1 protein-coding gene is annotated in these 1,085 nt (G+C 75.8%); it reads left to right on the forward strand.

What is annotated here, in order from left to right; all coding sequences use genetic code 11:
- Positions 1-97 precede the first annotated feature (97 nt).
- On the forward strand, positions 98-1,085 hold a 988-nt coding region (locus AB8Z36_RS41150; protein WP_369218447.1), incomplete at its 3' end, for an ATP-binding protein.

Here is a 1,085-nt window from a genome sequence, read left to right on the forward strand (position 1 = left end):
CCGTTCATCCCGCCGGGAGCACCGTCGTGACGGCGCAGGCCCTCTCCCCGGGCGCTCCCCCGAGTCCCGCCACGCCCCACGCCGCCAAGGAGGCCCCGTGAGTACCCCGTATCCCTTCACCGCCCTCGTCGGGCAGGACGACCTGCGGCTCGCGCTGCTCCTGAACGCCGTGTCGCCCGCCGTCGGCGGCGTGCTCGTGCGGGGTGAGAAGGGCACCGCCAAGTCCACCGCCGTACGTGCCCTCTCGGCGCTGCTGCCCGAGGTGCCGGTCGTCGCCGGGTGCCGGTTCTCGTGCGACCCGGCCGCCCCCGACCCGAACTGCCCCGACGGGCCGCACGAGGCGGGCGGTGCCACCGCGCGGCCCGCGCGCATGGTCGAGCTGCCGGTCGGCGCCTCCGAGGACCGGCTCGTCGGCGCCCTCGACATCGAGCGGGCCCTCGCGGAGGGCGTGAAGGCCTTCGAGCCGGGGCTCCTGGCCGACGCGCACCGGGGCATCCTCTACGTCGACGAGGTCAATCTGCTCCACGACCATCTGGTCGACCTCCTGCTCGACGCCGCCGCCATGGGTGCCTCCTATGTGGAGCGCGAAGGCGTCTCCGTGCGGCACGCCGCGCGGTTCCTGTTGGTCGGCACCATGAACCCGGAGGAGGGCGAGCTGCGCCCGCAGCTCCTCGACCGGTTCGGGCTCACCGTCGAGGTGGCGGCGTCCCGCGAGACCGACCAGCGCGTGGAGGTCGTCCGGCGGCGCCTCGCCTACGACGACGACGCCGAGGCCTTCGCGGGCCGCTGGGCCGACGACGAGGCCGCGCTGCGCGACCGTGTCGTCGCGGCGCGGGCGCTGCTGCCCCAGGTGACCCTGGGCGACGGCGCGCTGCGGCAGATCGCTGCGACCTGCGCGGCGTTCGAGGTCGACGGCATGCGCGCGGACATCGTCATGGCCCGCACGGCGACCGCGCTCGCCGCCTGGGCGGGGCGTACGGACGTGCGGAGCGAGGACGTACGGCAGGCCGCGCTGCTCGCGCTGCCGCACCGGCGCCGCCGCAACCCCTTCGACGCGCCGGGACTCGACGAGGACAAGCTCGACG

It is taken from the genome of Streptomyces flavofungini (assembly GCF_041028215.1).
In the GTDB taxonomy this organism is placed as follows: Bacteria; Actinomycetota; Actinomycetes; order Streptomycetales; family Streptomycetaceae; genus Streptomyces; species Streptomyces flavofungini_B.